Genomic DNA, 22,264 nt, shown 5'->3' with positions numbered 1-22,264 from the left:
TCACCCTTTCTCCACTTGATCTGTCAGATGCTCGTAACCAGGTTTCGCCCATTTCCGTTCAACTTCAACCCCATCTTGAGGATGCCGTTTTTTATTTCGGTGGTTGCTTGCCGGCAACGGATTTTCGCCTTCCGTGCGTAAAACTTCCATCCGGACTTTTGCTTGTTTAAAAGCAGGTGTATTGGTCCTTTGATCGACCGCCGTTCCCGTCAGGAAGTTTATCGCCGATTCTTTTTCAACCGAGTTCATCGGAAGGAATAATTCATTCCCCTTCACCCTTTCGGTCACTAGAGCAGGAAGACGTAGTGCTCCGTGCGGTGACACGAGCCTTACTAACGAGCCGCTGAGAACTCCCCTCTCTTTTGCAAGTTCTGGAGATACTTCCACGAAGATTTCAGGCACTTTCGATTGAATTCCAGCAGATTTATTAGTCAAGTTCCCTTCATGGAAATGCTCAAGCATCCTGCCGTTATTAATATGCAAGTCGAATTCGTCATCGTATTTGACCGGTTCCACCCAATCGGACAAGGCAAACCTTGCTTTTCCATCAGGGAAATTAAATCCATCGACATATAGTAACGGAGTACTTTCACCGTCAAGACTTCCCCACAAAAAGCTGTCCCAGTTTTCCATATTGATGTAATCCGCCTTGCTGAACAACGGTGAAAGACTGGCCATTTCAGCGAAGATTTCACTTGGATGTGTAAACTGCCAATCAGCGCCGAGCCTTGTTGCAATTTCCTGGACAATCCACCAATCCGCCTTCGCATCACCTAATTCCGGCAATGCTTTATACAGTCGCTGAACCCTTCTTTCCGTGTTCGTAAATGTCCCATCCTTCTCCAAGGAAGGCACCGCCGGAAGAATCACATCTGCATATCTTGCAGTCCTTGAGAAGAATATATCTTGGACTACAAGGAAATCGAGTTTGGATAAGACGTCATGTACATGATTTGCATTGGAATCGACGAGCGCCATATCTTCACCGACGATATACATCGCCTTCATGATGCCTTCATCGACCGCATGCAACATTTGGATATTATCCAGGCCTGGTTTATTGCCAATTTCAACCCCGTATGCGCGCTCGAATTTTTCACGTGCAGCATTATCCGTTACGTGCTGATAGCCTGGCAGCCATCCTGGAAGAGTACCCATATCGCAAGCACCTTGTACGTTGTTATGACCGCGAAGCGGATAAGCACCTGCGCCTGGCCTGCGATAATTCCCAGTAGCAAGAAGTAAATTGGAAATTGCAGCGGAAGTGTCCGACCCGCCAGTATTTTGAGTAACTCCCATCCCCCATAAAATACATGTACCATCCGCATCGCGGATCATTTCAGCCGTCCGGATCAGCATTTCTTTCGGCACACCAGTTACATGTTCGGCAAAATCAAGCGTATATGTTTTCAATACATCTTTGAACTCATCAAAATGGTGTACGTTTTCACGTATGAATTCTGAATCATGCCAGCCCTTGTCAATCATATATTTCGTTACCGCCATCAGCCAAACTTGGTCAGTTCCCTGCTTCGGACTGATGAAGATATCGGATCGCTCCGCCATTTCATGCTTGCGCAAATCTGCGACGATCAATTTTTGACCATGCAGTTTATGAGCCCGCTTGACACGCGTGGCTAGAACCGGATGTCCTTCAGCAGGGTTCGCTCCAACGATGATCACAAGACCCGCCTTTGCTATGTCTTTGATCGTTCCCGCGTCGCCACCCATTCCAACTGTCCTGAATAACCCATCGGTCGCCGGCGATTGACAGTAACGTGAACAGTTGTCAACGTTATTTGTCTTGAACACTTGCCTCGCAAGCTTTTGAATCAAATAGTTCTCTTCATTGGTGATTTTTGAAGAGGATATGACACCAACACTATCTTCGCCATATTCCTTATGGATGGATCCCAAACGTTTCGCCACCAGATCCAAAGCTTCCTTCCATGTAGCTTCGACGAATGAATCCCCTTTCCGGATGAGTGGAGTGGTCAATCGTTCTTCGCTGTTGACGAAATCCCAGCCGAACTTTCCTTTGACACAAGTCGATATTGCATTGACGGGCGCTTCCGAAACAGGCTGGATCTTCAGGATTTTTCTATCCTTAGTCCATACTTCAAATGAACAGCCTACTCCGCAGAAAGTGCAAACTGTTTTTGTTTTCTTCGTTCTTGTATCACGCATCGCCGCCTCTGCATCCGAAATGGCCATGATGCCGCTATATCCTGGCTCGACGTCTTTCACGAGATCAATCATCGGTGTTAGAATCTCTTCTTTCATCCCAGTCATGAAACCGGCTTCCCCAAGCATTGACTTCTCCATCAATGCATTACACGGGCAAACAGTGACGCAATGGCCGCAGCCGACACAAGAAGAATCATTGATCTTCGCGCCGCCATCCCAGAGGACAATCGGCCGATCTCTTTCCCAGTCCATACTGAGTGTTTCATTCACTTGCAGGTTTTGGCATGCTTCTACACATTGGCCGCAAGCTATGCATTGGTTCGGATCATAGCGATAAAATGGATGTGTGAAATCTACACTGTCTTTTGTGCATTTAGGCTCGTATGGATACTTCTGCTCCTCAATCCCCATCATGTCAACCGTGTTATGGATTTTACAATTGCCATTGTTGTTATCACAGACGGTGCAATATAATAAGTGGTTTTCAAGGATCCGATCCATCGCTTCCGTTTGCGCTTCCTTTGCGCGTACAGAGTTCAATTGGACATCCATCCCATGTTGGGCTTTTGTTGAACAAGCACGAACAAGACGTCCATTTACTTCAACGATGCATGTATCGCACGTTTCAATCGGGTCCACTTCAGGCAAATAGCAGATTTGAGGATGCTCGATCTGTTGTTCATTGACCACTTGTAATATCGTCATGCCTTCCCTGAACGGCGAAGCCTTCCCATTAATCTTGATTGACATAAATATGCCTCCTTTGAAATAAAAAACCACCATAGACAAATACACCTGCCATTAGGTGTGCTTGTCTATGGTGGAATAGTCCAGTAGCAGAGCTTGCTAAATAACCAATCCGAATGTAAAGTAATTGAATAATAATACCGGTGCAGTTTCATACCCCGATATCATTCTTACTAGTATTATAGATTATAAGCAATTATTATACAATACTTTTAAAGTTAATTATAAGATAATTCGTATTTTTTGAAAAGGAGCTTATATCAATGTCAAAAAAAGTCCATGAATTCAATGATATTATCAGAAAGCTGCGAAAAGACCTCTTCGGCAAGGGTCCAGAAAGGATTACCACAATATTTGTCGACAATATGGCAATCTCGACACTGTACGGTAATTTGACACCTACTGAAAAATTCATCGCAGGTACAAATGATGGCAAAGAGATGGTCCATATGGCCAGGACAAGAATGATACAAGAAGTATATGATGTCTCACCTCCAGAAGGACTTGAAGAGGTAGTTGGCGCTAAATTCGTCCATCTATTTTCAGACATCAAATTGGAGGATGACATTGCTGTTTCTGTATTCTTGTTCGATAGGATCATTGATCAATGAAAGGAGAATCAGTATGAATCGGATTCAAAAACGGTCCATTTTGCGATTTGCCAACGGCGCATTCGAACAAATGACGGATGAAGTCGCAACCGAATACCCTATTACAGTTAAATTGAACGGTAAAGAACTATTGACTATCGTTTGTACGCCTGAATATATCGAGGATATGGTCATCGGATTTCTAGCATCCGAACGCATTATCATAGATTACACAGACATCCAGGAAATCCGATTGGAGGAAGATTTAGGCATAGTACATATACAGACCAGCAGAACTTTTCCTTTTTTCGAACAACTGCAGAACAAAAGATATATTACATCATGCTGCGGCATGAGCCGGCAAGGATTTGTATTCGCCAATGACGCACTCACAGCTAAACGAATGTTGCAAAGGAATGTCGTTTTAACACCTCAGGATTGTTTTGCGTTGATGGAAAAGATGAATAATAAAGCAGATCTGTTTCAACAAACAGGCGGAGTGCATATTGCTGCTCTTTGCGATTCGCAAGATTTCATGCTGACTAGAATGGATATAGGAAGGCATAATGCGCTTGATAAAATTTATGGGTATTGTTTTAAAAACAAAATTACTGTTAAAGACAAGGTGATTGTCTTTAGCGGTAGGATATCTTCAGAGATATTATTAAAAGTCGCAAAAATTGGCTGTGAAGTCGTTCTTTCTAAATCCGCTCCGACAGAACTAGCAGTAAATCTTGCTGAAGAATTAGGAATAACCGCAGTCGGATTCATTAGAGGCCAATCATTCAATGTATATACGCACCCAGAAAGAATCAAAATATAACTTTCCAATATTTTTAGACTAAATTTAATATTTAGTGACAAACCCCAAAGATGATGATATCATGACGGAAATATGACAAAATATGTATCTCTCTTTTCGAATTTTCAAACAAAATGAAAAGGCTTTCATTTTATATTTGAAATTACTATAAAAAACGAGAGGAAGATTCCTATGTCGTATTACTATATTATCAAAGGGAGATGTGAAAAGTGAAAGTAGGTCCGAAGAAAACAAAGAACAGATGGTTGATTGCAGCATCCGCCGTTGGGATTCACATTTCGATCGGCTCCGTCTATGCATGGAGCAACTTTACAAACCCGCTGATCGATCAATTTGGATGGTCGACAAGTCAAGTGCAATTGACGTTTAGTATTGCAATTTTATTTCTTGGCCTGTCTGCTGCATTTCTTGGCCACTTCGTTGAAAAACACGGTCCCCGTAAAGCAGGGATTCTTGCGGCAACATTCTTCGGAGTAGGTGTTATGGGTGCCGGATTTGCCGTAAGCATATCCTCGCTTACATTGTTGTACTTCTTTTATGGGGTACTTGGCGGAATCGGACTGGGTGTAGGATATATTGCCCCCGTATCAACACTTGTGAAATGGTTCCCGGATCGGCGTGGTCTTGCAACAGGAATGGCGATAATGGGGTTCGGCTTTGCAGCTGCAATCAGCAGTCCCATAATGGAAGCGCTCATCACTTCTGTTGGCCTTCAAAACACTTTTTACATCCTGGGAGCATCTTATTTATTAATCATGGTCGCCTCTTCACTTTATCTTGAGAAACCTGAGGAAGGTTGGGCTCCAGCGGGTTATATAAAAAAGTTGGAATCCGGAAAAGTCGAAGCGAAAGTGGACTTAGCACAATTGACAGCAAACGAAGCTATCAAAACAAAACGATTTTATTACTTATGGATGATGCTCTTCCTGAATGTCACTTGCGGAATTGCCATCTTATCTGCTGCCAAGCCTCTTGCCATAGAAAGTATTGGTATGACTACAATACAAGCTGCAGCACTCGTTGGAGTCCTCGGGCTCTTTAATGGATTCGGACGGTTAGGATGGGCATCCATTTCCGATTATATCGGTCGAAGACATACGTACACAGTATTTTTTGTTATTCAGGTAGTCTTATTTGCCCTTCTGCCTTTTACAACAAACGCGATACTGTTCCAAGTGATGCTCGCTGTGATTTATACTTGCTACGGCGGAGGTTTCTCATGCATACCTGCATATATCGGTGATATTTTCGGAACAAAACAACTTGGTGCCATTCATGGATATATATTAACGGCCTGGGCGGCAGCAGGAATTGCCGGACCTATGTTTGCCGCATGGATGAAAGATACGACGGGAAGTTATGAAAGCAGTTTGCTCTTCTTCGCTGGACTGTTTGCAGTTGCGTTGGTAATTTCCATCTTAATTCAAGTGGATATCAAAAAAGTGAGAGCTGCACAGAATGCACCGAAAAAGGCAATTTCCGTGCAAACCGCTAAGAGCATCTAACACTATAAATAAGAAAACCGCCATTCACATCGTACTATCTGATGTGAATGGCGGTTTCTCTTTATTAGTTAGCTAGAACATTCATTTCTTTAAACTCTTTTTCTGAGCAAAGTACGAAATGACCTGGCGTTACTTCACGGAACTCCACTTTTTCATCGGTTCCGTAATTATGTTGTTTAGGATCGTACGGTTGTCTAACCCGTGACCGTTCATAGATCGGGTCAGGAAGCGGGATTGCGGAAAGCAATGATTTTGTGTAAGGGTGTAAAGGATTTTTGTATAATACATCCGCAGGAGCCATTTCAACAAGCTTCCCGAAATACATGACGCCAATCCGATCAGAAATATATTTCACCATTGATAGGTCATGCGCGATGAATAAATACGTCAAACCCTTTTCTTTCTGCAAGTCTTTCAGCAAGTTGACGACTTGAGCTTGAATGGAAACGTCAAGTGCAGAAATCGGTTCATCGGCAATGATGAACTCCGGATTGACGGCTAGCGCACGCGCAATACCGATCCGTTGACGCTGACCTCCCGAAAATTCATGAGGATAGCGATCGGCATGCTCTTTATTCAAGCCTACTGTTTCCAACAACTCTACAACCTTCTGCTTTCGTTCTTTCGGATTTTTTGCCAATCCGTGAACATCCAGTCCTTCAGCGATAATATCCAGGACTTTCATTCTTGGGTTCAATGATGCATATGGATCTTGGAAAATCATTTGCATCTTCCGGTTCAATGCCTTCACTTCGGATTTGGATTTTTTCGCATGTACACTAACCCCGTCGTAAAGGACTTCTCCATCAGTCGCATCGTAAAGACGAATGATTGTCCTGCCAGTTGTCGATTTACCGCAGCCCGATTCCCCGACCAGGCCGAATGTCTCTCCGCGATAAATATCAAAGCTGATATTGTCGATTGCCCGTACTTCGGATGGCTTACCGGCATTAAAATATTGTTTCAAGTTTTTCACTTCAAGCAATTTCTCTGCCATCATGCATCACCTCCAGTCGCTTGCTCATAGTATCTGCTTCCCCGGAACGTCTTCATCCGTTCGATAATCGTCTTAGGTGGGTCAACATGTGGTGCATTCGGATGCAGCAGCCAAGTCGCGGCATAATGCGTGTCGCTCACTTTGAACATCGGTGGTGCTTGCTCCATATCGATTTGCAAAGCATATTCACTTCTGAGTGCGAATGCATCTCCTACAGGCGGATTCAACAGGTCAGGCGGAGTACCTGGAATCGCATAAAGCTTTTCCTCAGCCAAATCCATGGATGGCATCGAGCTGAGCAGCCCCCATGTATATGGATGCTGCGGGTTATAGAAGATTTCATCGACAGTACCGACTTCCACGATCCGCCCGCCATACATGACAGCAACCCGATCTGCTACGTTGGCAACAACACCAAGATCATGTGTGATGAAAATGATTGATGTATCGACTTTATTCTGAATATCCTTCATCAGTTCAAGGATTTGTGCCTGTATCGTGACATCTAGTGCGGTCGTAGGTTCATCCGCAATCAATATTTTCGGATTACAAGCGAGTGCAATCGCAATGACGATCCGCTGTCTTTGTCCGCCGGAAAATTGGTGGGGATACATTTTAAAACGGGCTTCTGGATTCGGTATACCTACCATGCGCAATAAATCCATGCCGACTTCTTTAGCTTTTGCCTTGCTTATTTTCTGGTGCTTCAAAATTGGCTCCATCACTTGCTTGCCGATCGTCATCGTCGGATTCAAGGATGTCATTGGATCCTGAAAAATCATGGATATCTCTTTCCCTCTGATCTTCTGCATTTGCCTATCGGAAAGTTTTGTTAAATCATTACCATTAAAAAGAATCTCCCCGCTTTTAAATTCAGAGCTCGATTCCGGCAATAAGCGCATTATCGATTTTGTCGTCACCGATTTCCCGGATCCAGACTCACCGACAATGGCCAATGTCTCTCCTTTGTTCAAATCAAAGCTGACTCCTCGGATTGCTTTCACTTCACCGGCAAACGTGTGGAAGGAAAGCTCCAAGTCTTTTACTTGCAATATTTTCCCCATCTTGGCTTTCCTCCAATCAATCTTTCATTTTCGGGTCAAGCGCATCGCGCAGTCCGTCACCGATCAAGTTAAAAGCAATCATCAAGACACTGATGATCACAGCTGGGAACAATAGGAAATACGGCTGATGTTCCATCACTTTGTAGCCATCGTTGATCAATGTACCTAATGACGCGTTAGGAGGCTGCAGCCCAAGCCCGATAAAGCTTAAGAACGCTTCAAAGAATATAGCAGTAGGGATCGTGAACATTGTATTAATAATGATGATCCCCATAATATTCGGCAATAAATGTTTCCCGATAATTCGCTTGTCGCTCGCTCCTAATGTACGCGATGCGAGTACGAATTCTTGCCCTCTATACTTCAAGGTTTGCGCACGTACGATACGGGACATGCCAATCCATCCCGTAATGGATATTGCAATAATAATGGCGGTTAAACCTGGCTCCATTATTAATAGCATCAAGATTACGATAATCAGTGTCGGGATACCAATCAATATTTCAACAATCCGCTGCATGACATCGTCGACACGGCCACCGAAATACCCTGATATTCCTCCATAAAGTACCCCGATGACCACATCGATTGCCGCAGCAACGAATGCAATCAATAAAGAAATTTGGGTTCCTTCCCATACGCGGGTGAATAAATCTCTACCGAGTCCATCAGTTCCAAACCAGTAATACTCATCCACTTTTTTAATTTCATACAAATTGACTTTCTCGCCGCCTAATTGACCCATACCGTCAAATATCCCCAAATTCTCTACGCCAGGAATCTTTGGCGGTAAGTTAGCGTGTCGTAATATTTGTGTCTCACCATCATGACCATTTAGATGTGGTCCTATCAAAGCCATAATGATAAGTAAGATAAGGACAACCATGCTGACGATTGCCGCTTTATTTTTCCGCAGTCTAAGCCATGCATCCTGCCAAAAACTTAAACTTGGTTTAGTAATTCTTTCGGCCCTACTGCTGTCAATTGTAATTCGCTCGAATTTTTCCGGCGGCAATTGTTGAAGTTCTTCTTTTCGCATTACCCTTTACCTCCAGACAACCGGATTCGCGGATCAATGATTCCGTATAGAAGGTCTACAATGAAGATGATGAAAATCAACAATGCAGAGAAGAATAGTGTCGTACCCATGATTGTTGCAAAGTCATTCGTCATGATAGAAGATACGAACTGCTCTCCGATTCCCGGAATCGCAAAGATCTGTTCCACAACTAAGGAACCGGTTACAATACCGGCTGCTACCGGCCCTAAGACTGTAACGAGAGGAATGAGCGCGTTTCGGAATGCATGTTTGAATGCGATTTCAAAACCGTTCGCACCTTTCGCTTTTGCTAACGTAATATAATCGGAGCTCAACACTTCAATCATTTCAGTACGGATGAAACGTGCGGACAGTGCAAGCGGCCCCATTGCTAATGCGATGGAAGGAAGTATGCTTGACTTCCAGCCGTCATTCCATAGACCGACCGGCAATAAATGCCATTGAGAAGCCACCCAATACTGCAGCAATGAAGCGAATACGAAAGACGGTATCGATACTCCTAATATCGCAAAAAATGTGCTGCCGTAATCCCATATCGTATTCTGCTTCAAGGCGGCGAGCATTCCTAACAGAATTCCTATGAGTGTTCCGAACACCATTGCCTGTGCTCCCAATATGAAGGAAGGTTTCACTCTCGTAGCCAATAGGTCGTTAACACTTTTCCCTTTAAATACGAAAGATGTTCCCAAATCCCCTTTGGCCAAGTTTTTCATATAAATAGCGTATTGCACCGGCTTCGGTTTATCGATTCCGTATTTCTTTTCCACAATTGCCCGTTGAGTTTCGTTCAGCTTGTTGTAAGAAGCAATCGGTGAACCTGGTAGCGTTTGCATTAAGAAAAACGTTGCAGTTGCGATCAGGAACATCGTAAGGAACATGTAAACGAGTCGTTTTCCAATATACTTAACCACGTTGCACCTCCAAAGTACGTGAGTTTGATTTATGTCAAATTGAATAATCAATTTCTTTTCAAAATGAAAACACTTACAAACTTTCACTTTATTTCCTGTTAGTAAAAAGAGAGTATATGGATTTTCCGCCATATACTCTCATTTCTAATTAAACTGCCAATGCTTACTTACTCTTTACCAGAGATATAAGCCCATTTGTAGCTGTGATCAGCTCCGAAAGGATGAATTCCAAGTCCTTTGAAGTACGGCTTCTGAAGTTGGATCAAACCACGTTGGTAGATTGGTGCGATTGCAGCTTCGTCTTCGAGAAGGATTTTTTCAGCCTTCGCAAATGCTTCGTAACGTGCTGCAGGATCTAATGCAAGCTCATCTTTAGTAGCTTCAATCAACTCATCGTACTCTTTGTTCGAGAAGGACATTAAGTTGTTAGTACCGCCTGTGACGAACAAATCCATGAATGAAATCGGGTCTTGGAAGTCAGGACCCCATCCTGAAACTTGGATATCATAGTCTTGATTACCATCAAGCTCCAAACGTACTGCGAAAGGAACTTCTTTCAACTTGATTGTCAAACCTTCTAGGTTGCCTTCCAGTTGTGCTTTGAAATACTCGTTCATCTTCTTGGATAGTTCAGTGTCTCCGCCTAGGATTTCAAATTCCAATTCAGTTACACCTAGCTCATCCAAGCCTTTTGCCCAGTATTCTTTAGCTTCTTCCGCATTGTATACAAGGTGATCTCCGCTGATGTCACGGAAGTCTGTTCCGCTTTCATCATATGCGAAGTCTCTTGGTACTAGGAAGTTTGCAGCAGTTGATCCGTTTGCAAGAACAACGTCAGCCAAATCTTCTTTTTCAAAAGATTTTGCTAGTGCTTTACGGATATTCACGTTTGCAAGAGGTGTTTTTTCACCATTGCGCTCTTGGTTAAATTTGAAGTAGAACACAGCAGTGTCCGACTCGTGAACTGCTTCTTCATGAGTTCCGTATTGTAGAGCCAAGTCTCCTGAAACTCCTGCACGGTCTTTCTTGCCATCGTTGTAAAGTTTAACTGCAGTTGCAGAATCTTTAACTACGTCTACGTTGATAGTTTCAAGTTTTACGTTCTCTGCATCCCAGTAATGTTCGTTCTTTTTGTAAACCCAGCTATCTCCTGTGCCATCCCATTCAGTAAGAATGAAAGGACCGTTGTAAAGCAGGTTATCTGAGTTCGTTGCGTATGCATCGCCTTTAGATGTAACGAATTCCTCTTTTTGAGGATAGAATGTTCCGAATGACATTAGTGATAGGAAGTAAGGTACTGGGCGTTCCAATGTTACGACCAATGTTTTATCGTCTTCGGCAACTACGCCAAGTTCCGACTTCTCCATTTTCTCTTCACTGATTGCTGTTGCATTTTTGATAACTCCAGACATCATGAACGGACCATAAGGTGATCCGGTTGCAGGATCGATTGCACGTTGCCATGCAAATACGAAATCATGCGCAGTTACAGGTGTTCCGTCAGACCAGTTTGCATCACGAAGTTTGAATGTGTAAGTAAGACCATCCTCACTTACTTCTGCTTCCTCTGCTGCCATTGCCGGTTCTGCAATGTTTTCAAGGTTTAGACGGTACAACCCTTCATTTACGTTGTTCAATACATTGAATCCTACTGCGTCTTCCACGATTGCGGAGTCAACAGATGGAATTGCTGCAGATTCAATCAAGCTCACGACTTGTTCTGCATCCGGCTCGCCGGCTTCTTCTGTTGGTTGTTCTGTTGCTTTGTCGTCTTTTTTATCAGGCGCAGCAGTTTTGTCTTCATCCTTGTCCTTGTTTCCACAAGCAGCAAGAACTAAGCTGAACACTAGTGATAAAGCGACTAGCAAAAGCCATTTGTTAGTTTTCAAATCTTTGACCTCCCCTTTTGTAATTGTCTGAAGAATTATCACTTTTTATTATACATTCAAAACATCTTAAGTCAAAGTCTTTTTTTATGTTTTTTTCTGAAACAACATAATTATAAAAGAGTATTAAATCAAATTATTCTACTTATACGCCCTTTGAACCTTGTCATGAATGACTTTTCCTTAAATTGCATTCTTTAGTCAAATGATATAATATACATAAATAATAAATAATATAAACTATAAAAAAGAGGTTAGAATATGAAGAAAATTGTTTTGAACATTATTGTAAACCAATTATTAATATTGGTACTTGTGTTAATATTTTATAAAAAATTAACAATTCTTGATTATATTAATGTTTCATTCTATTTTGGATCCTTGTTACTATTCATCGGAATCTTAGTTTCAGTGTTACAATCCGGATTTTTCGATTTCTTTTCTACAAGTATGAAAAAGGTACTTTCCCCTAAACATATTCAAAGTGAATTGGTTGCCATGCGCCCTCCTTCTGAAGTTATATCGACGAAACCGTCTTTCTTCTTCCGTTCCGGATTGCCAATCATTCTATGTATGCTTGTTGCATTATTCTTCTATTCACTCTGATTCGTCTAAGGTGTTTATTCGATTGGAAAGAGTGGTACCGAATAGGTAAATGCAAAAGCATTGGAATGGAGCTGATAGTAGAATGGAGATCCTTCTCTATAGTAGTGCAATCATAGCGGCTGTATCCTTACTACTGATTGCAATCTTCTTCATCGTCGCTCTACGGAATGTAAAAAAGACGATGAGTGAAGTATCCGAAACAATTGCAAGGATGGAAAATAAGATTAGTGGCATCACAACGAAATCCGAACAACTGATGGCAAGAACCAACAGAATTGCTGCTGATGTGGAAAGCAAGGTTCAAAACATGGAAAGCGTTGCACAATCAGCCCAGCACATCGAAAAATCTTCCGAAAATCTTAAACGTTCGTTCCAGTCAATTTCACAGCAAATCGCTTCACCAAATCCAAAACATCTTGAATTGATGGAGAAGTTGACAGCATTGACGGAAGGGGCTTCCAGGGTTTACTTCAAATTCAAATCCGAAAAACAAAAGCAAGATTCTAACGACCAGCAAAAGATGAAGCAGCTCCCTTCACCACAAAAAGTGGAAGGGACATAATGAAGAGTACATACGGAGGTGATGAATATGGACTGGCTCGGTATTGGGGTTTTACTCATAGGCATTGCATTCTTGACACTCACATGTTTTCTAATCAAACCTTTACGTAAAATGTCCGATGCATTGGACGGGTTGAAACAGACGACAGATCGTCTGCCTCGAATGGTAGATGACCTTTCTAAACAAACAGCCGAAGTGATGCAATTGGGTAATGCGACAATCGCTACTGTCAATGAACAAGTGAAAGAGGTCAGCCCACTCTTCCTTATTATCGGGGACACCGGTAAGGCGACACGAAAACTGACCCTTGGTGCCATTGAAAAAACAAATGCATTGAAGGAGAAGACGGAAAAAGCTTCCGATTTTACTACTCGTGAAAAGTATGAAGGTATCTATGGATTACTTTCGTTCATCTTCTTTCTATCTCATTGGAAAACCAAAAGCAAGAAACGCTCTTTAAAATAGAATAAAGATTAAAAAGCGATGGAGGATATTTGATCCTCCATCGCTTCAGACTGTAGACAAACATCAAAAATTTCGGTGTTTGCCTACGGTCTTTTTTCTTTTAATAGAGATAAAGCTAACAATGTTGATTTCCGCTGCGAGCGGACGCTTTCCGCGGGCACGGCTTCAGCCGCTTCCCTCGCTGCGCTCAGTCCAGGGTCTTCAGCTCGCGCTGTTCCCGCTGGAGTCGCCGCTCTCCGCTCCAATCAACAGTGTTTCCTATTAACTGAATGAGGTGATGGATAATGATGACGAAGAATCAAATTAATGAACGCGAACAGTTGGAAATGCAGACCATAGAGCAGTTGGTTCCTCTAGACCATCTGGTGCGTAAACTGGATGCGGCCATTGATTTTTCCTTCGTCTATCCTTTAGTTGAAGACCTTTACTCATTCCCAACGAAAAAGTTTGAAAAGGAAGAGTACAAGGAGATTAAGGAGTCGACAACAGATCCAGAAAATGGTTATTACGTTAAAGATGAACGGACAAAGCAGTTCGCTTATTCTTTCCACGCTGCCACGGACGAAAAGGGATTTGTACTTGCGAACGTCGTCACCGCAGATGCAGCTTACAAAACGCCAGCTATTGCTAATTACCTTTTAGAGAATCAGATCCTTCCTGCACTTCCGTACAAACGACCAATGACAAAGGAAGGCTTCTTCAGAAAACATGAGTATGTCTATGACGAGCATTTCGAATGCTATCTCCGTCCGGAAGGACAGGTACTAACTATCGAACAACCACGAAGGAAGGATACCGTCAGTATGCCAACTCCTTCTGTTCGTGCCGCGTGTTCAGTGATCAGCCAATGCACAGAGAGTAGGAATCACCAAAGGATGATTCAACGTCATATCTGGCAAGATTACTTGGATGTAGCTGAGGACTTGCGTCACAATCATGAAATCAAAGAAATATACGGGAAGCGTAAAGAGACGATTGAACGTGTCTTTGCCGATGCCAAATGATACCCCTGTCTTAAATGGATTTCCAGTTGATTGGAGTGCAGGGCGACGACTCCTGGGGGATTAGCGAACGCCGTTACGCAGAACGGCGTTTGCGAGTAAAAGCGTAGCGTTACGAGCAGGAATGGTAGAACAGATGCCTTAATTTCCGCAAAAAGCGCAGAAATACGGCAAAGCGAACCCTTCGTTGTTCGCTTGGCTGAGGGCAAGCCCCCCGGAAAGCGTCCGCCCGGAACGGAAATCAACGTTTTTCAGTCTACTGACAGTTATAATGTACATGTTTAAGCAAAAGGGTTGGAAATCTATGATTTTCAACCCTTTTGTCTACAGTCTGAAGCGATGGAGGATAGTTGATCCTCCATCGCTTTTACTTGTCACTGCTTACATACTTCCCTTCCCGTGCAGCCTCTTTCGCTTCCTCTTTCATCCTGTCGATATCAAATACGTGTTGTTCACCGGATACATATAATGAGGATGGACGTTTCAAAGATCCTTTTTTACGCTCCTTGCCATTCCGAATGGCATAATACACAAGTGCCGATGTTCCGTATAATCCACCGAGCCTTTTATTGCGCGTATCTTCATCAACCGATTGTGTCTTCTTTTTGATAGATCCTGCAAAGTCATTCGCGGATGATGCAAGTTTTCTCGTCGATTCCCCTACATCTCCTACGATCTGGAAGAGTGGTGTCAACGTTCCTAGCTTTTCATTCACATCCGCTAACGTATCATTGGAATTTTGTATCATCTTTCCTGTTTCATGTAAGACATCATCAAGCTGATTTGGCAAATGATCGACGGTGCGGCCAACACCTTCTAAAATGGAAGCCGTATTTTTAAGCACCCTGGCAAGGTACATGGATAGTATAAGAAATGCTATTCCTATTAATAAAACACCAATCCCGGTTAAACTCAATATGCTCTCTCCTTCCTAGTTTCAGATAAACTCCGTCCGCGCTTCCATGATTCCAGTAATTTTTTTGCAAATTCTGCGCTTTGGATAGTCCGGATAAACGGTTTTACACCACTCATGTCTGCTTTTTCAACATACGTTTTGGTCAATTCATTCAATTCCTCACCTACTATGTTGGCCGCACCACCAAATTTCTCCACAGATAGAAATACACTGTTAAGTGCATTCAATTTTCCGTCCATATCCGAAATCGTTCTATTCGTTTCGTCTAATGTCCCCTCGAGTGCTTGAAGTGTTCCGTCCAATTTGGACTCCATTTCTCCTGTGGCAGTCCGGATTGCCTTGACGCCTGATGATGCGCGAAGAAGCAATTTCGACAGAGCGATCGCAAAAATGGCAAAGGAAATTGCTATTAAAAAAACGCCGATTTGAACTAACATCATGTCATCCCTCCCTGTCCGTCTATACCACTTTTAGTTCGTTGGTAAGCATCTTCTATTATAATAGATAAAACCCTATGCCGATAATCAGATAAGCGGCTAGCAATGTCAGGCCTTCAAACCAGTTGGACTCGCCGTCGTTCGAGAGGTTGATGACAAGAAATGTAGCAGTGACCATGGCGACGAGTTCAGGTATAGTAAAAACGAGTGGCATTGATTCGGGCATCATCAGAGATATTAAGACAAGTATCGGAGCAACAAACATTGCAACTTGTAAAGTTGAGCCGACCGCAATTTCCACTGCTACGTCCATCCTGTTCTTCATTGCCATTGTAATGGCGGAAAAATGCTCTGCCGCATTCCCGACAATCGCCACGATAATAACACCGATAAACAACTCAGACCAACCGAACTTCTCCCCAAGCGTCTCGAATGTATGTACGAGCTGTTCAGAAACATAAGCCACGGCAATTGTTGATAACAGCAATATGACAATGGATTTCTTTCTAGACCATTCAGGAGTCTCCTCTTCTTGCCTCTCTGTATCTGCCGATGAAAAAACGCCTCTGTGAGTGACAAGCTTGAAAAACAGGCCCGCAAGATATAAAGTGATCAATATGATGGAAATGCCAATACTTAACGAAATTGTATTCGTCTGATCCATTGTTTGTGTGAATATCTCAGGAATGACAAACGCTACAATGACCGCGAAGATCAGTAATCCCGAATTGTACCTAGCGTCGTGGATACCGAATTTTTGCGTTTTGAATTTAATGCCTCCTGCAAAAAACGACACGCCCAGTACGAGTAAAAGATTCCCTAGAACCGATCCGGTTAAAGAAGCTAATACGATCCCGATTAATCCTGCTTTCAACGTAAAAATGGAAATGATCAATTCGACAGCATTGCCGAATGTTGCGTTTAATAATCCGCCGACTCTCGGACCGCTAACAATCGCAAGGCTTTCTGTAGCTCTCCCAATAAATCCTGCAAGCGCGATGATGCTAACACAACTAATGATGAATATCGGAATATCCGGCCAGTCCATAATCGAACCAATAATGATTAGCGGTACACCGATGAACACAAGCAGAGTAAATATTCGATTCACCGGAATCACTCTCCTTCAATGGAATTCCTCCATATCTTTCCCTGTAACCGACTGAAACAAACAGATAACATTCCGACGGAAAAATGACTGGAATATATTTTCATTGATATTTTTCAAATTAACGTGTAATATAAATACATAAGCTGCATTGTTCGTATTCACATTAAGTTTTAACCTTTAAGCTGTAAAAGGGAGTTTTATATCGGGACTGGAATGGTATGCCTGATTCATTATCAATCAGGACGGACAGGATCGTCCTTGCGAACACCCACTTTGAGGAGTGGTGGTTTAAAACTTTCATGATTAACGATACGGCAAAGGCGGCTTTTATTATATCTAACGACAACCATCATCCATATTGGGTGATGGTTTTTACTTAGACAAAAAAAAGGAAACGGATATTTTTATGTTGAAGGGACATCATACATCATGTAAGTGAATTCATTTCACTTAACAAAAAATCTGAAGGAGATGTCTTACACATGCCAGAAAATCGCCAAAACCGAGACAATAACCAGAACAACCGCAACGACAGAAACAACAACAACAACAACAACAACAGAAACACAGAATTTGCCGATGATTTCTTAAACAACAACAACAACCGTAACGACAGAAACAACAACAACAACAACAACGACAGAAACAACCGCAACAACCGTAACGACAACCGCTAAAAACAATAAAAGCCCCGTATCGCATTCGCGATACGGGACTTTTTATCATTAGCGCATTTTCAACAATGCTTCTTCTCCAGTCATTCCAGTGTGAATACCTAGTGCTTCTGCTTCTAATGTAACCGACTCAAGCGGCGCCTTCAGTAATTGTTCAATTGTCTTTACCCCGACAGCCCTGCCGGCGATTATTTTTCGGTCTGCCAACACATTGTTCAGCAGGCCTACATCCAATGCGCCGCACATGATATATCCTTTTTCATTCGACACGGTCAATAAGGTTGTCTTCGGCAAACGGACAGTTACTGCTGTAAACGGATACCCTCCGATAAGTATTGGTGTCAATGTTACCAAGCTGGTCTCCCCTTTCACCTCTATACATATGGAGTTCCTTACTAGTTTGTGCCATTATATGCCCGTCATGATTCACTGCTATACTAGTAGTAATGTACAAACATGTGAGTAGGGGAAGTGACGCCAAATGACAGTTGAAAAGAATGATGAACATACGGAAAATGACGAACAATACGCTGAAGATTTGAGCGAAGAAGAAATGCATCTACTTGTTTTGCAGGCACAACAGGAAGCCTTAATGCAACAGCAGGATGATGCGATTCCAAAGAAAGAAATCCCGAAGTCGTTCATCTGGCTGCTATCAATTATGCTCTTTCTTAGCACATTCGCAGGACTTTTTCAGATCTTTTCGATTCCGGCAATTGATTTTCTAATGACGTCTGCTTCATTATCCAAAAGTGAGGATATCGCAGAGTTTAAAAAATCCGTAGTCGTTGTCGTAACTGAAGATGGTAAAGGAACTGGCTTCTCCGTTTCAAGCGATGGAACCATCCTCACCAACTATCATGTCGTGGAAGAAAACCGATCGGTATCGGTTGTTTTCCCTGATGACGGAAGATATGAAGCTACCGTAAAAGAAACCTTTCCATCTATTGATGTGGCGATACTTGAAGTACACGGCAGCAATCTTCCCTTCCTCGAAATAGATCATTTCAGCAAAATGGCCAAAGATGACCCACTTACCTTTATCGGAAATCCACTAAGCTTCAAAGGGATTGCAAATGAAGGTTCCATTTTGGCACCGATAAAGCTTACCGGTTGGTCAGATGAAGTAATGATGATCAAAGCACCTGTCTATCGAGGAAATAGCGGGAGCCCTGTATTAAATGAAGACGGAAAAGTCATCGGTATCATTTTTGCTACAATGGATCATAAGGAACATGGCAAGGTCGGTTTGTTTATTCCTGTATCATTGCTACATGAAAATCTCTCAGACGAAGAAGAAACCCGGGAATGAATCAACCATTTCCGGGTATTCTCAGCTTTCGAGAATTTCATGCAAAACTCTTCCATCCGTTTCTCCTAAATCCAGTCCTAAAATTCTAGCAAACGTAGGTCCTTCATCGACCAAGCTCATAGTTGGAATTTCAACATCAGGAGTTATCCCGCTCCCTTTAGCGATAAATACAGTCTCATAATCCGGCTTAAGTGGTGAATACCCGTGTACCGCCTTTGAATATCTACCAACTGCGAGATCTTCCTCTGTAATTTCACTAAACGCTTCCCCATCGAGCTCTTCTGTGAAATAAAAACCTGCACGTGCTTCAAGCATGAAATCAGCTTCGTTATCTGCTCCTGACTCACCTGTTTCCTTTCCCGATAAAACGAACTCTATACCGTTATCCGGATTCCTCATCATGGAGTGCAAAAGTGCTTGTATTTTCTCTTTGGCATGTCTATCCTCAGGATGTTTCAAATAAATGTACGCAGATCCATCATTACTTTTACAGAACGCTCTCCAACTTTTCACTTGTCTTTTTTCATTCACTTGAATAAGCCCGCTATCTTTCAACAAAACATTTAACTTGATTACCTTCGATACATCACTGGAACTATGATCACCAAGAGCGATAATGGTCGATTTTTCAGCGATTCCACTCTCTTCTAATGCCTGTAATATATTACCCAATCTGTCATCATGTCGGCGTATAGCCTCATCTGCCTCCTTTGAGGAATAACCATGGGTATGCCTTTGTGAATCGAGATCTACTAAATGGATTAGTAATAGATCCGGTTTTTTCGACTTAATGGTATGTACTGCAGCAGCCGTCACAAAATCATCGAGCCACGGTTGCTGAATTCCCTTACGCAAATGTCCGAAAAGTTGATTCATGTGGATCGTATAAAGCAAACTGCCGTTGACAAGTGACACTGCAACTTGGGAATGCCAAGGACGGTTAGCGAAGATTTCCGGTATATGAAAGTCAATGTTAGCCCTAGCAGTGACCGGCCACAGCAAAGCCGCCGTTTTCATACCCGCCTTCTTTGCCTCATCAAATAATGTCGTCCCTTTTATATTTCTTCTTTGCCAATACCAATCCGGCGATATTTTACCCGGTTGCAGCAATGTATTCGTCGTAATTCGATGTTGAATCGGGTAATTTCCGGTAATTATCGATGTATGGCATGAGTAAGTAACAGATGGATATATCGTTTTGACTTGTTTGCATATGGCTGCTCCTGACAAAAGCTTCCGGAAGTTCGGCAATGTTTCCAGTAAAGGCATATCAAAAGAGGATAAACAGTCGAAAGAGATGACGATTAGATGATCAGTTAGACGCTTCAATAAAACCCCTCCTCTTTATGTCATTTTATCACTTACAATGCTCAAATACAGGTAAGCATTATTCGTGGATTTGGTGGAAGGCTACGGATACGGAGGTGATAGGATGACTCAGAAAATATTATGTGAAGTGAATAACTGCACATATTGGGGAGAAGGAAATAATTGTCACGCCGAAGTCATATACGTCGTCAGTGAAATCGGTGATCAGGCAGACGATAGTGAAGATACTAATTGCAAAACGTTTAAACCAGAGGAGTAAGTAAATGGGAAGAATGCATGATCAAACATGATCTGCATTCTTCCTAAAACCGAAACAACCGATTATTTGCCATCAATATACTTTTTACTTATAATTGTACAGTGATGAATTTTACATATTGATGGAGGTTTATGGATTGAAAAAATTACTATCTGCGTTACTTGCTTTGACAATAGTCATGTCACCAATCGGTAGCTTTATACTGAATGATCATGCTACTACTGTTGAAGCGAAAAGATATAAATCAGGCAAGAAAAGCTTTAACCCTAGTCAGAACAACATATCAAAACCGAAAGTGGATAAGAAGCAGGAAGACAATACATCCTTTGCCAAATCTCCTAAAAGCCAATCTTCAAAAGGCGGGTTCTTCTCCGGAGGTCTTATGCGCGGGTTATTTGTCGGTGGGATTGCAGGTCTTCTATTTGGAAGTCTTTTCGCCAATATGGGCATATTAGGTTCAGTATTAGGTTTTCTGATCAATATGTTGGCAATCATCTTCATTTTTAGCTTAATTCGGAGAGTTTTCTCTCTCCTTAAAGCAAAAAGAGAGAAAGCTAATCCATGGCAGAATTAATGATGTCCGAACAGGATATTGTGAACGCAATATGCATTGATCATTCACAAAAACATAAAATCCCCCCGGAAGAAATCGAAGTTGAGCTTGTCTACGACGATGATGAAGGCTTTTTCGCAGAACTGGAATATAACGGTCAAAAACAAGTCCTCGGTTCATTCGACATCATCCAGGCAATCCGTTATTGGATTGAAGAAGTTTTAAACGGAGATCCTTATGCAGCGGGTGTCAATCTGTTATTGGACAGAGATGAAGGTATTATTGCAACAATTCAATGATAAGATCTGTATTTCGGCCAGGAGGATGATTATCCCCCTGGCTTTTTCTCCCGTATCAATCATTTACATTAACGAACTGTTTTTCTATCACTTCATATTTCACTTCTGAATCATTTTTTATTAAAAGTTCTTCGTGCATATATTCCCCTGTCCGTTTATCGACAGTCCGTCTCCATATTTCATTCTGTCTAAAATTCTTACCGTCTTTCTTGTAAAATTGATGTGCCCTTTCTTCAATATGATAACTTTTCCCGATTTCTTTGTTGGCATAAACTGCGCCTTTTAAATGACGTTCATCCACCCATACACGAATCTGAAAAGTATATTCAGTTGTGTTTTTGAAGCGCAAGTCTACATAATTGTAAAATACGCTCGCCCCACTGCCAAAAGGAAGGACCCTCCCTTCGTCAGGAAAAGGATCAAAGCTATGATGATGCCTTTCCACTACGGTTATCGGCGTGTGCAACACCATCCAATAGAGAAGGTTTGCTAACTGACAAATGCCGCCACCCACACCTGTCTTCACTTCTCCCCTCGAAAGCTGCATCCCTTCAATATACCCTTTTTTCCTTGTAGCCCTACCGACCAATCCCCAGAATGAAAAAACTTCGCCTGGTCGAATGATGACTCCGTCAATCCTTTTTGCCGCGATAGTTAGATTCACGATTTTATTTTCCTGTAAGATCGGATCGCTATCTCCCAGCCTTCTACGCAATAACGATTGATGTTTTTTACATGTATAGTGGAAATCTCCTTCAGCTTTCCTCTTTTTTGCAAATCGTTTTCTGTTCTTAACGTTTTTCATGAAACGAAAAAATCTCTTTTGCTCAATTCTTACGTAATAAATAATAGGATGAATCTCAGAGAATCTCACTTTTTTCTCCCCTTGTACTTTTCGTGGCCACTTCTCTACTTTATTCATCATACATTTGTTTTTATCCTGCTCAAACGAAAAATATATTTAGAGGAC

24 protein-coding genes, 1 other RNA gene and 1 pseudogene are annotated in these 22,264 nt (G+C 42.2%); 13 read left to right on the top strand and 13 right to left on the bottom strand.

The window, feature by feature from the left end:
- The gene (fdhF, locus tag M3191_RS10750) at positions 1-2,937 is read right to left on the bottom strand and encodes a formate dehydrogenase subunit alpha (RefSeq protein ID WP_251700374.1); all 2,937 of its coding nucleotides are present in this window, start codon (positions 2,935-2,937) and stop codon (positions 1-3) included.
- Positions 2,938-3,197: 260 nt separating this feature from the next.
- Here fdhF and M3191_RS10745 point away from each other — a divergent pair, with 260 nt between their 5' ends.
- The 3 genes from M3191_RS10745 (at position 3,198) to M3191_RS10735 (ending at position 5,852) form a co-directional block, all read left to right on the top strand.
- On the top strand, positions 3,198-3,545 hold the full coding sequence (locus M3191_RS10745; protein WP_251700373.1) for a DUF2294 domain-containing protein: 348 nt from the start codon (positions 3,198-3,200) through the stop codon (positions 3,543-3,545).
- A 13-nt stretch (positions 3,546-3,558) separates the two neighbouring features.
- Entirely contained in the window at positions 3,559-4,347 is a 789-nt protein-coding gene (gene fdhD, locus M3191_RS10740; protein ID WP_251700372.1) for a formate dehydrogenase accessory sulfurtransferase FdhD, read from the top strand.
- Between the two features lie 209 nt (positions 4,348-4,556).
- Positions 4,557-5,852, top strand: a complete 1,296-nt coding sequence (locus M3191_RS10735; RefSeq protein ID WP_251700371.1) for an L-lactate MFS transporter — start codon at positions 4,557-4,559, stop codon at positions 5,850-5,852.
- Between the two features lie 64 nt (positions 5,853-5,916).
- Here the strand turns inward: M3191_RS10735 and M3191_RS10730 are convergent, their stop codons facing one another.
- From M3191_RS10730 to M3191_RS10710, 5 genes are all read right to left on the bottom strand, one after another.
- Positions 5,917-6,849, bottom strand: a complete 933-nt coding sequence (locus M3191_RS10730; protein ID WP_251700370.1) for an ABC transporter ATP-binding protein — start codon at positions 6,847-6,849, stop codon at positions 5,917-5,919.
- The gene (locus M3191_RS10725; RefSeq protein WP_251700369.1) at positions 6,849-7,913 is read right to left on the bottom strand and encodes an ABC transporter ATP-binding protein; all 1,065 of its coding nucleotides are present in this window, start codon (positions 7,911-7,913) and stop codon (positions 6,849-6,851) included. Before M3191_RS10725 ends, M3191_RS10730 begins: the two co-directional genes overlap by 1 nt.
- Before the next feature lie 16 nt (positions 7,914-7,929).
- Positions 7,930-8,952 carry an oligopeptide ABC transporter permease gene (gene opp3C, locus M3191_RS10720; protein ID WP_251700368.1) on the bottom strand — a complete coding sequence of 341 codons (1,023 nt, stop codon included), beginning with the start codon at positions 8,950-8,952 and terminating at the stop codon, positions 7,930-7,932.
- Positions 8,952-9,884 (bottom strand): oligopeptide ABC transporter permease, encoded by a 933-nt coding sequence (gene opp3b / locus M3191_RS10715; RefSeq protein ID WP_353056523.1) that lies wholly within the window; start codon positions 9,882-9,884, stop codon positions 8,952-8,954. The genes opp3C and opp3b overlap by 1 nt, the downstream gene beginning before the upstream one ends.
- A 167-nt stretch (positions 9,885-10,051) precedes the next feature.
- Entirely contained in the window at positions 10,052-11,773 is a 1,722-nt protein-coding gene (locus tag M3191_RS10710; RefSeq protein WP_251700367.1) for a peptide ABC transporter substrate-binding protein, read from the bottom strand.
- 258 nt (positions 11,774-12,031) lie between these two features.
- Between M3191_RS10710 and M3191_RS18695 the strand changes: the two genes are divergently transcribed.
- From M3191_RS18695 to M3191_RS10700, 3 genes are read left to right on the top strand one after another with little or no spacing between them, the layout of a single operon-like run.
- Positions 12,032-12,376 carry a DUF3899 domain-containing protein gene (locus M3191_RS18695; RefSeq protein WP_353056522.1) on the top strand — a complete coding sequence of 115 codons (345 nt, stop codon included), beginning with the start codon at positions 12,032-12,034 and terminating at the stop codon, positions 12,374-12,376.
- A gap of 49 nt (positions 12,377-12,425) precedes the next feature.
- Positions 12,426-12,938: a DUF948 domain-containing protein gene (locus M3191_RS10705; RefSeq protein WP_251700366.1), complete on the top strand. Its 513-nt coding sequence runs from the start codon at positions 12,426-12,428 to the stop codon at positions 12,936-12,938.
- 27 nt (positions 12,939-12,965) lie between these two features.
- Positions 12,966-13,403 (top strand): DUF948 domain-containing protein, encoded by a 438-nt coding sequence (locus M3191_RS10700; protein ID WP_251700365.1) that lies wholly within the window; start codon positions 12,966-12,968, stop codon positions 13,401-13,403.
- Positions 13,404-13,486: 83 nt separating this feature from the next.
- On the opposite strand, the gene M3191_RS10695 is transcribed toward M3191_RS10700, so the two are convergent.
- Positions 13,487-13,648, bottom strand: a complete 162-nt coding sequence (locus M3191_RS10695) for a hypothetical protein (RefSeq protein WP_251700364.1) — start codon at positions 13,646-13,648, stop codon at positions 13,487-13,489.
- A gap of 39 nt (positions 13,649-13,687) precedes the next feature.
- On the opposite strand from M3191_RS10695, the pseudogene M3191_RS10690 reads away from it, so the two are divergent.
- A pseudogene (locus tag M3191_RS10690) lies at positions 13,688-14,404 on the top strand (transposase); the annotation flags it as partial.
- A 367-nt stretch (positions 14,405-14,771) separates the two neighbouring features.
- On the opposite strand, the gene M3191_RS10685 reads toward M3191_RS10690, so the two are convergent.
- The 3 genes from M3191_RS10685 to cax are packed head-to-tail and all read right to left on the bottom strand — an operon-like array spanning position 14,772 to position 16,868.
- A complete protein-coding gene (locus M3191_RS10685) occupies positions 14,772-15,320 on the bottom strand; it encodes a DUF948 domain-containing protein (RefSeq protein WP_251700363.1) in 549 nt (182 codons plus the stop codon).
- Positions 15,317-15,760, bottom strand: coding sequence for a DUF948 domain-containing protein (locus M3191_RS10680; RefSeq protein WP_251700362.1), 444 nt, complete (start codon positions 15,758-15,760; stop codon positions 15,317-15,319). Before M3191_RS10680 ends, M3191_RS10685 begins: the two co-directional genes overlap by 4 nt.
- 55 nt (positions 15,761-15,815) lie before the next feature.
- Positions 15,816-16,868 carry a calcium/proton exchanger gene (gene cax, locus M3191_RS10675; RefSeq protein ID WP_251700361.1) on the bottom strand — a complete coding sequence of 351 codons (1,053 nt, stop codon included), beginning with the start codon at positions 16,866-16,868 and terminating at the stop codon, positions 15,816-15,818.
- 137 nt (positions 16,869-17,005) lie between these two features.
- Between cax and ssrS the strand changes: the two genes are divergently transcribed.
- Both ssrS and M3191_RS10665 read left to right on the top strand, forming a co-directional pair.
- A non-coding RNA gene (ssrS, locus tag M3191_RS10670) (6S RNA) lies at positions 17,006-17,199 on the top strand.
- Between the two features lie 151 nt (positions 17,200-17,350).
- Positions 17,351-17,545: a hypothetical protein gene (locus M3191_RS10665; RefSeq protein WP_251700360.1), complete on the top strand. Its 195-nt coding sequence runs from the start codon at positions 17,351-17,353 to the stop codon at positions 17,543-17,545.
- 48 nt (positions 17,546-17,593) lie between these two features.
- Here M3191_RS10665 and M3191_RS10660 read toward each other — a convergent pair whose 3' ends face one another.
- Positions 17,594-17,896 (bottom strand): YunC family protein, encoded by a 303-nt coding sequence (locus tag M3191_RS10660; RefSeq protein WP_251700359.1) that lies wholly within the window; start codon positions 17,894-17,896, stop codon positions 17,594-17,596.
- A gap of 127 nt (positions 17,897-18,023) precedes the next feature.
- On the opposite strand from M3191_RS10660, the gene M3191_RS10655 reads away from it, so the two are divergent.
- Positions 18,024-18,854, top strand: coding sequence for a S1C family serine protease (locus tag M3191_RS10655; RefSeq protein ID WP_251700358.1), 831 nt, complete (start codon positions 18,024-18,026; stop codon positions 18,852-18,854).
- Positions 18,855-18,875: 21 nt separating this feature from the next.
- Here M3191_RS10655 and M3191_RS10650 read toward each other — a convergent pair whose 3' ends face one another.
- Positions 18,876-20,183, bottom strand: a complete 1,308-nt coding sequence (locus M3191_RS10650; protein ID WP_251700357.1) for an alkaline phosphatase family protein — start codon at positions 20,181-20,183, stop codon at positions 18,876-18,878.
- Positions 20,184-20,286: 103 nt separating this feature from the next.
- Here M3191_RS10650 and M3191_RS10645 point away from each other — a divergent pair, with 103 nt between their 5' ends.
- The 3 genes from M3191_RS10645 to M3191_RS10635 all read left to right on the top strand — a co-directional run bounded on the left by M3191_RS10645 (position 20,287) and on the right by M3191_RS10635 (position 21,294).
- The gene (locus tag M3191_RS10645; protein WP_251694486.1) at positions 20,287-20,442 is read left to right on the top strand and encodes a DUF1540 domain-containing protein; all 156 of its coding nucleotides are present in this window, start codon (positions 20,287-20,289) and stop codon (positions 20,440-20,442) included.
- A 136-nt stretch (positions 20,443-20,578) separates the two neighbouring features.
- Positions 20,579-21,016 carry a hypothetical protein gene (locus M3191_RS10640; protein WP_251700356.1) on the top strand — a complete coding sequence of 146 codons (438 nt, stop codon included), beginning with the start codon at positions 20,579-20,581 and terminating at the stop codon, positions 21,014-21,016.
- Complete coding sequence (locus tag M3191_RS10635) at positions 21,004-21,294, top strand: DUF2653 family protein (RefSeq protein WP_251700355.1); 291 nt, start codon at positions 21,004-21,006, stop codon at positions 21,292-21,294. Before M3191_RS10640 ends, M3191_RS10635 begins: the two co-directional genes overlap by 13 nt.
- Before the next feature lie 55 nt (positions 21,295-21,349).
- On the opposite strand, the gene M3191_RS10630 is transcribed toward M3191_RS10635, so the two are convergent.
- On the bottom strand, positions 21,350-22,099 hold the full coding sequence (locus tag M3191_RS10630) for a VanW family protein (RefSeq protein ID WP_251700354.1): 750 nt from the start codon (positions 22,097-22,099) through the stop codon (positions 21,350-21,352).
- Between the last annotated feature and the right edge of the window lie 165 nt (positions 22,100-22,264).

It is taken from the genome of Sporosarcina luteola (genome assembly GCF_023715535.1).
Classification (GTDB): Bacteria; Bacillota; Bacilli; order Bacillales_A; family Planococcaceae; genus Sporosarcina; species Sporosarcina luteola_B.
The sequence above is the reverse complement of the archived record's forward strand: the minus strand, read 5'-3'. Positions and strand labels throughout refer to the sequence as shown.

What these genes read in the sequence shown, in the direction of transcription:
- M3191_RS10645 (WP_251694486.1), top strand. Translation starts at nt 20,287, where the DNA reads ATGACTCAGAAAATATTATGTGAAGTGAATAACTGCACATATTGGGGA.
- M3191_RS10655 (WP_251700358.1), top strand. Translation starts at nt 18,024, where the DNA reads ATGACAGTTGAAAAGAATGATGAACATACGGAAAATGACGAACAATAC.
- M3191_RS10745 (WP_251700373.1), top strand. Translation starts at nt 3,198, where the DNA reads ATGTCAAAAAAAGTCCATGAATTCAATGATATTATCAGAAAGCTGCGA.
- fdhF (WP_251700374.1), bottom strand. Translation starts at nt 2,937, where the DNA reads ATGTCAATCAAGATTAATGGGAAGGCTTCGCCGTTCAGGGAAGGCATG.
- M3191_RS10630 (WP_251700354.1), bottom strand. Translation starts at nt 22,099, where the DNA reads ATGAAAAACGTTAAGAACAGAAAACGATTTGCAAAAAAGAGGAAAGCT.
- M3191_RS10705 (WP_251700366.1), top strand. Translation starts at nt 12,426, where the DNA reads ATGCAAAAGCATTGGAATGGAGCTGATAGTAGAATGGAGATCCTTCTC.
- M3191_RS10725 (WP_251700369.1), bottom strand. Translation starts at nt 7,913, where the DNA reads ATGGGGAAAATATTGCAAGTAAAAGACTTGGAGCTTTCCTTCCACACG.
- fdhD (WP_251700372.1), top strand. Translation starts at nt 3,559, where the DNA reads ATGAATCGGATTCAAAAACGGTCCATTTTGCGATTTGCCAACGGCGCA.
- M3191_RS10700 (WP_251700365.1), top strand. Translation starts at nt 12,966, where the DNA reads ATGGACTGGCTCGGTATTGGGGTTTTACTCATAGGCATTGCATTCTTG.
- M3191_RS10680 (WP_251700362.1), bottom strand. Translation starts at nt 15,760, where the DNA reads ATGATGTTAGTTCAAATCGGCGTTTTTTTAATAGCAATTTCCTTTGCC.
- M3191_RS10635 (WP_251700355.1), top strand. Translation starts at nt 21,004, where the DNA reads ATGGCAGAATTAATGATGTCCGAACAGGATATTGTGAACGCAATATGC.
- M3191_RS18695 (WP_353056522.1), top strand. Translation starts at nt 12,032, where the DNA reads ATGAAGAAAATTGTTTTGAACATTATTGTAAACCAATTATTAATATTG.
- M3191_RS10730 (WP_251700370.1), bottom strand. Translation starts at nt 6,849, where the DNA reads ATGGCAGAGAAATTGCTTGAAGTGAAAAACTTGAAACAATATTTTAAT.
- opp3C (WP_251700368.1), bottom strand. Translation starts at nt 8,952, where the DNA reads ATGCGAAAAGAAGAACTTCAACAATTGCCGCCGGAAAAATTCGAGCGA.
- M3191_RS10665 (WP_251700360.1), top strand. Translation starts at nt 17,351, where the DNA reads ATGCCAGAAAATCGCCAAAACCGAGACAATAACCAGAACAACCGCAAC.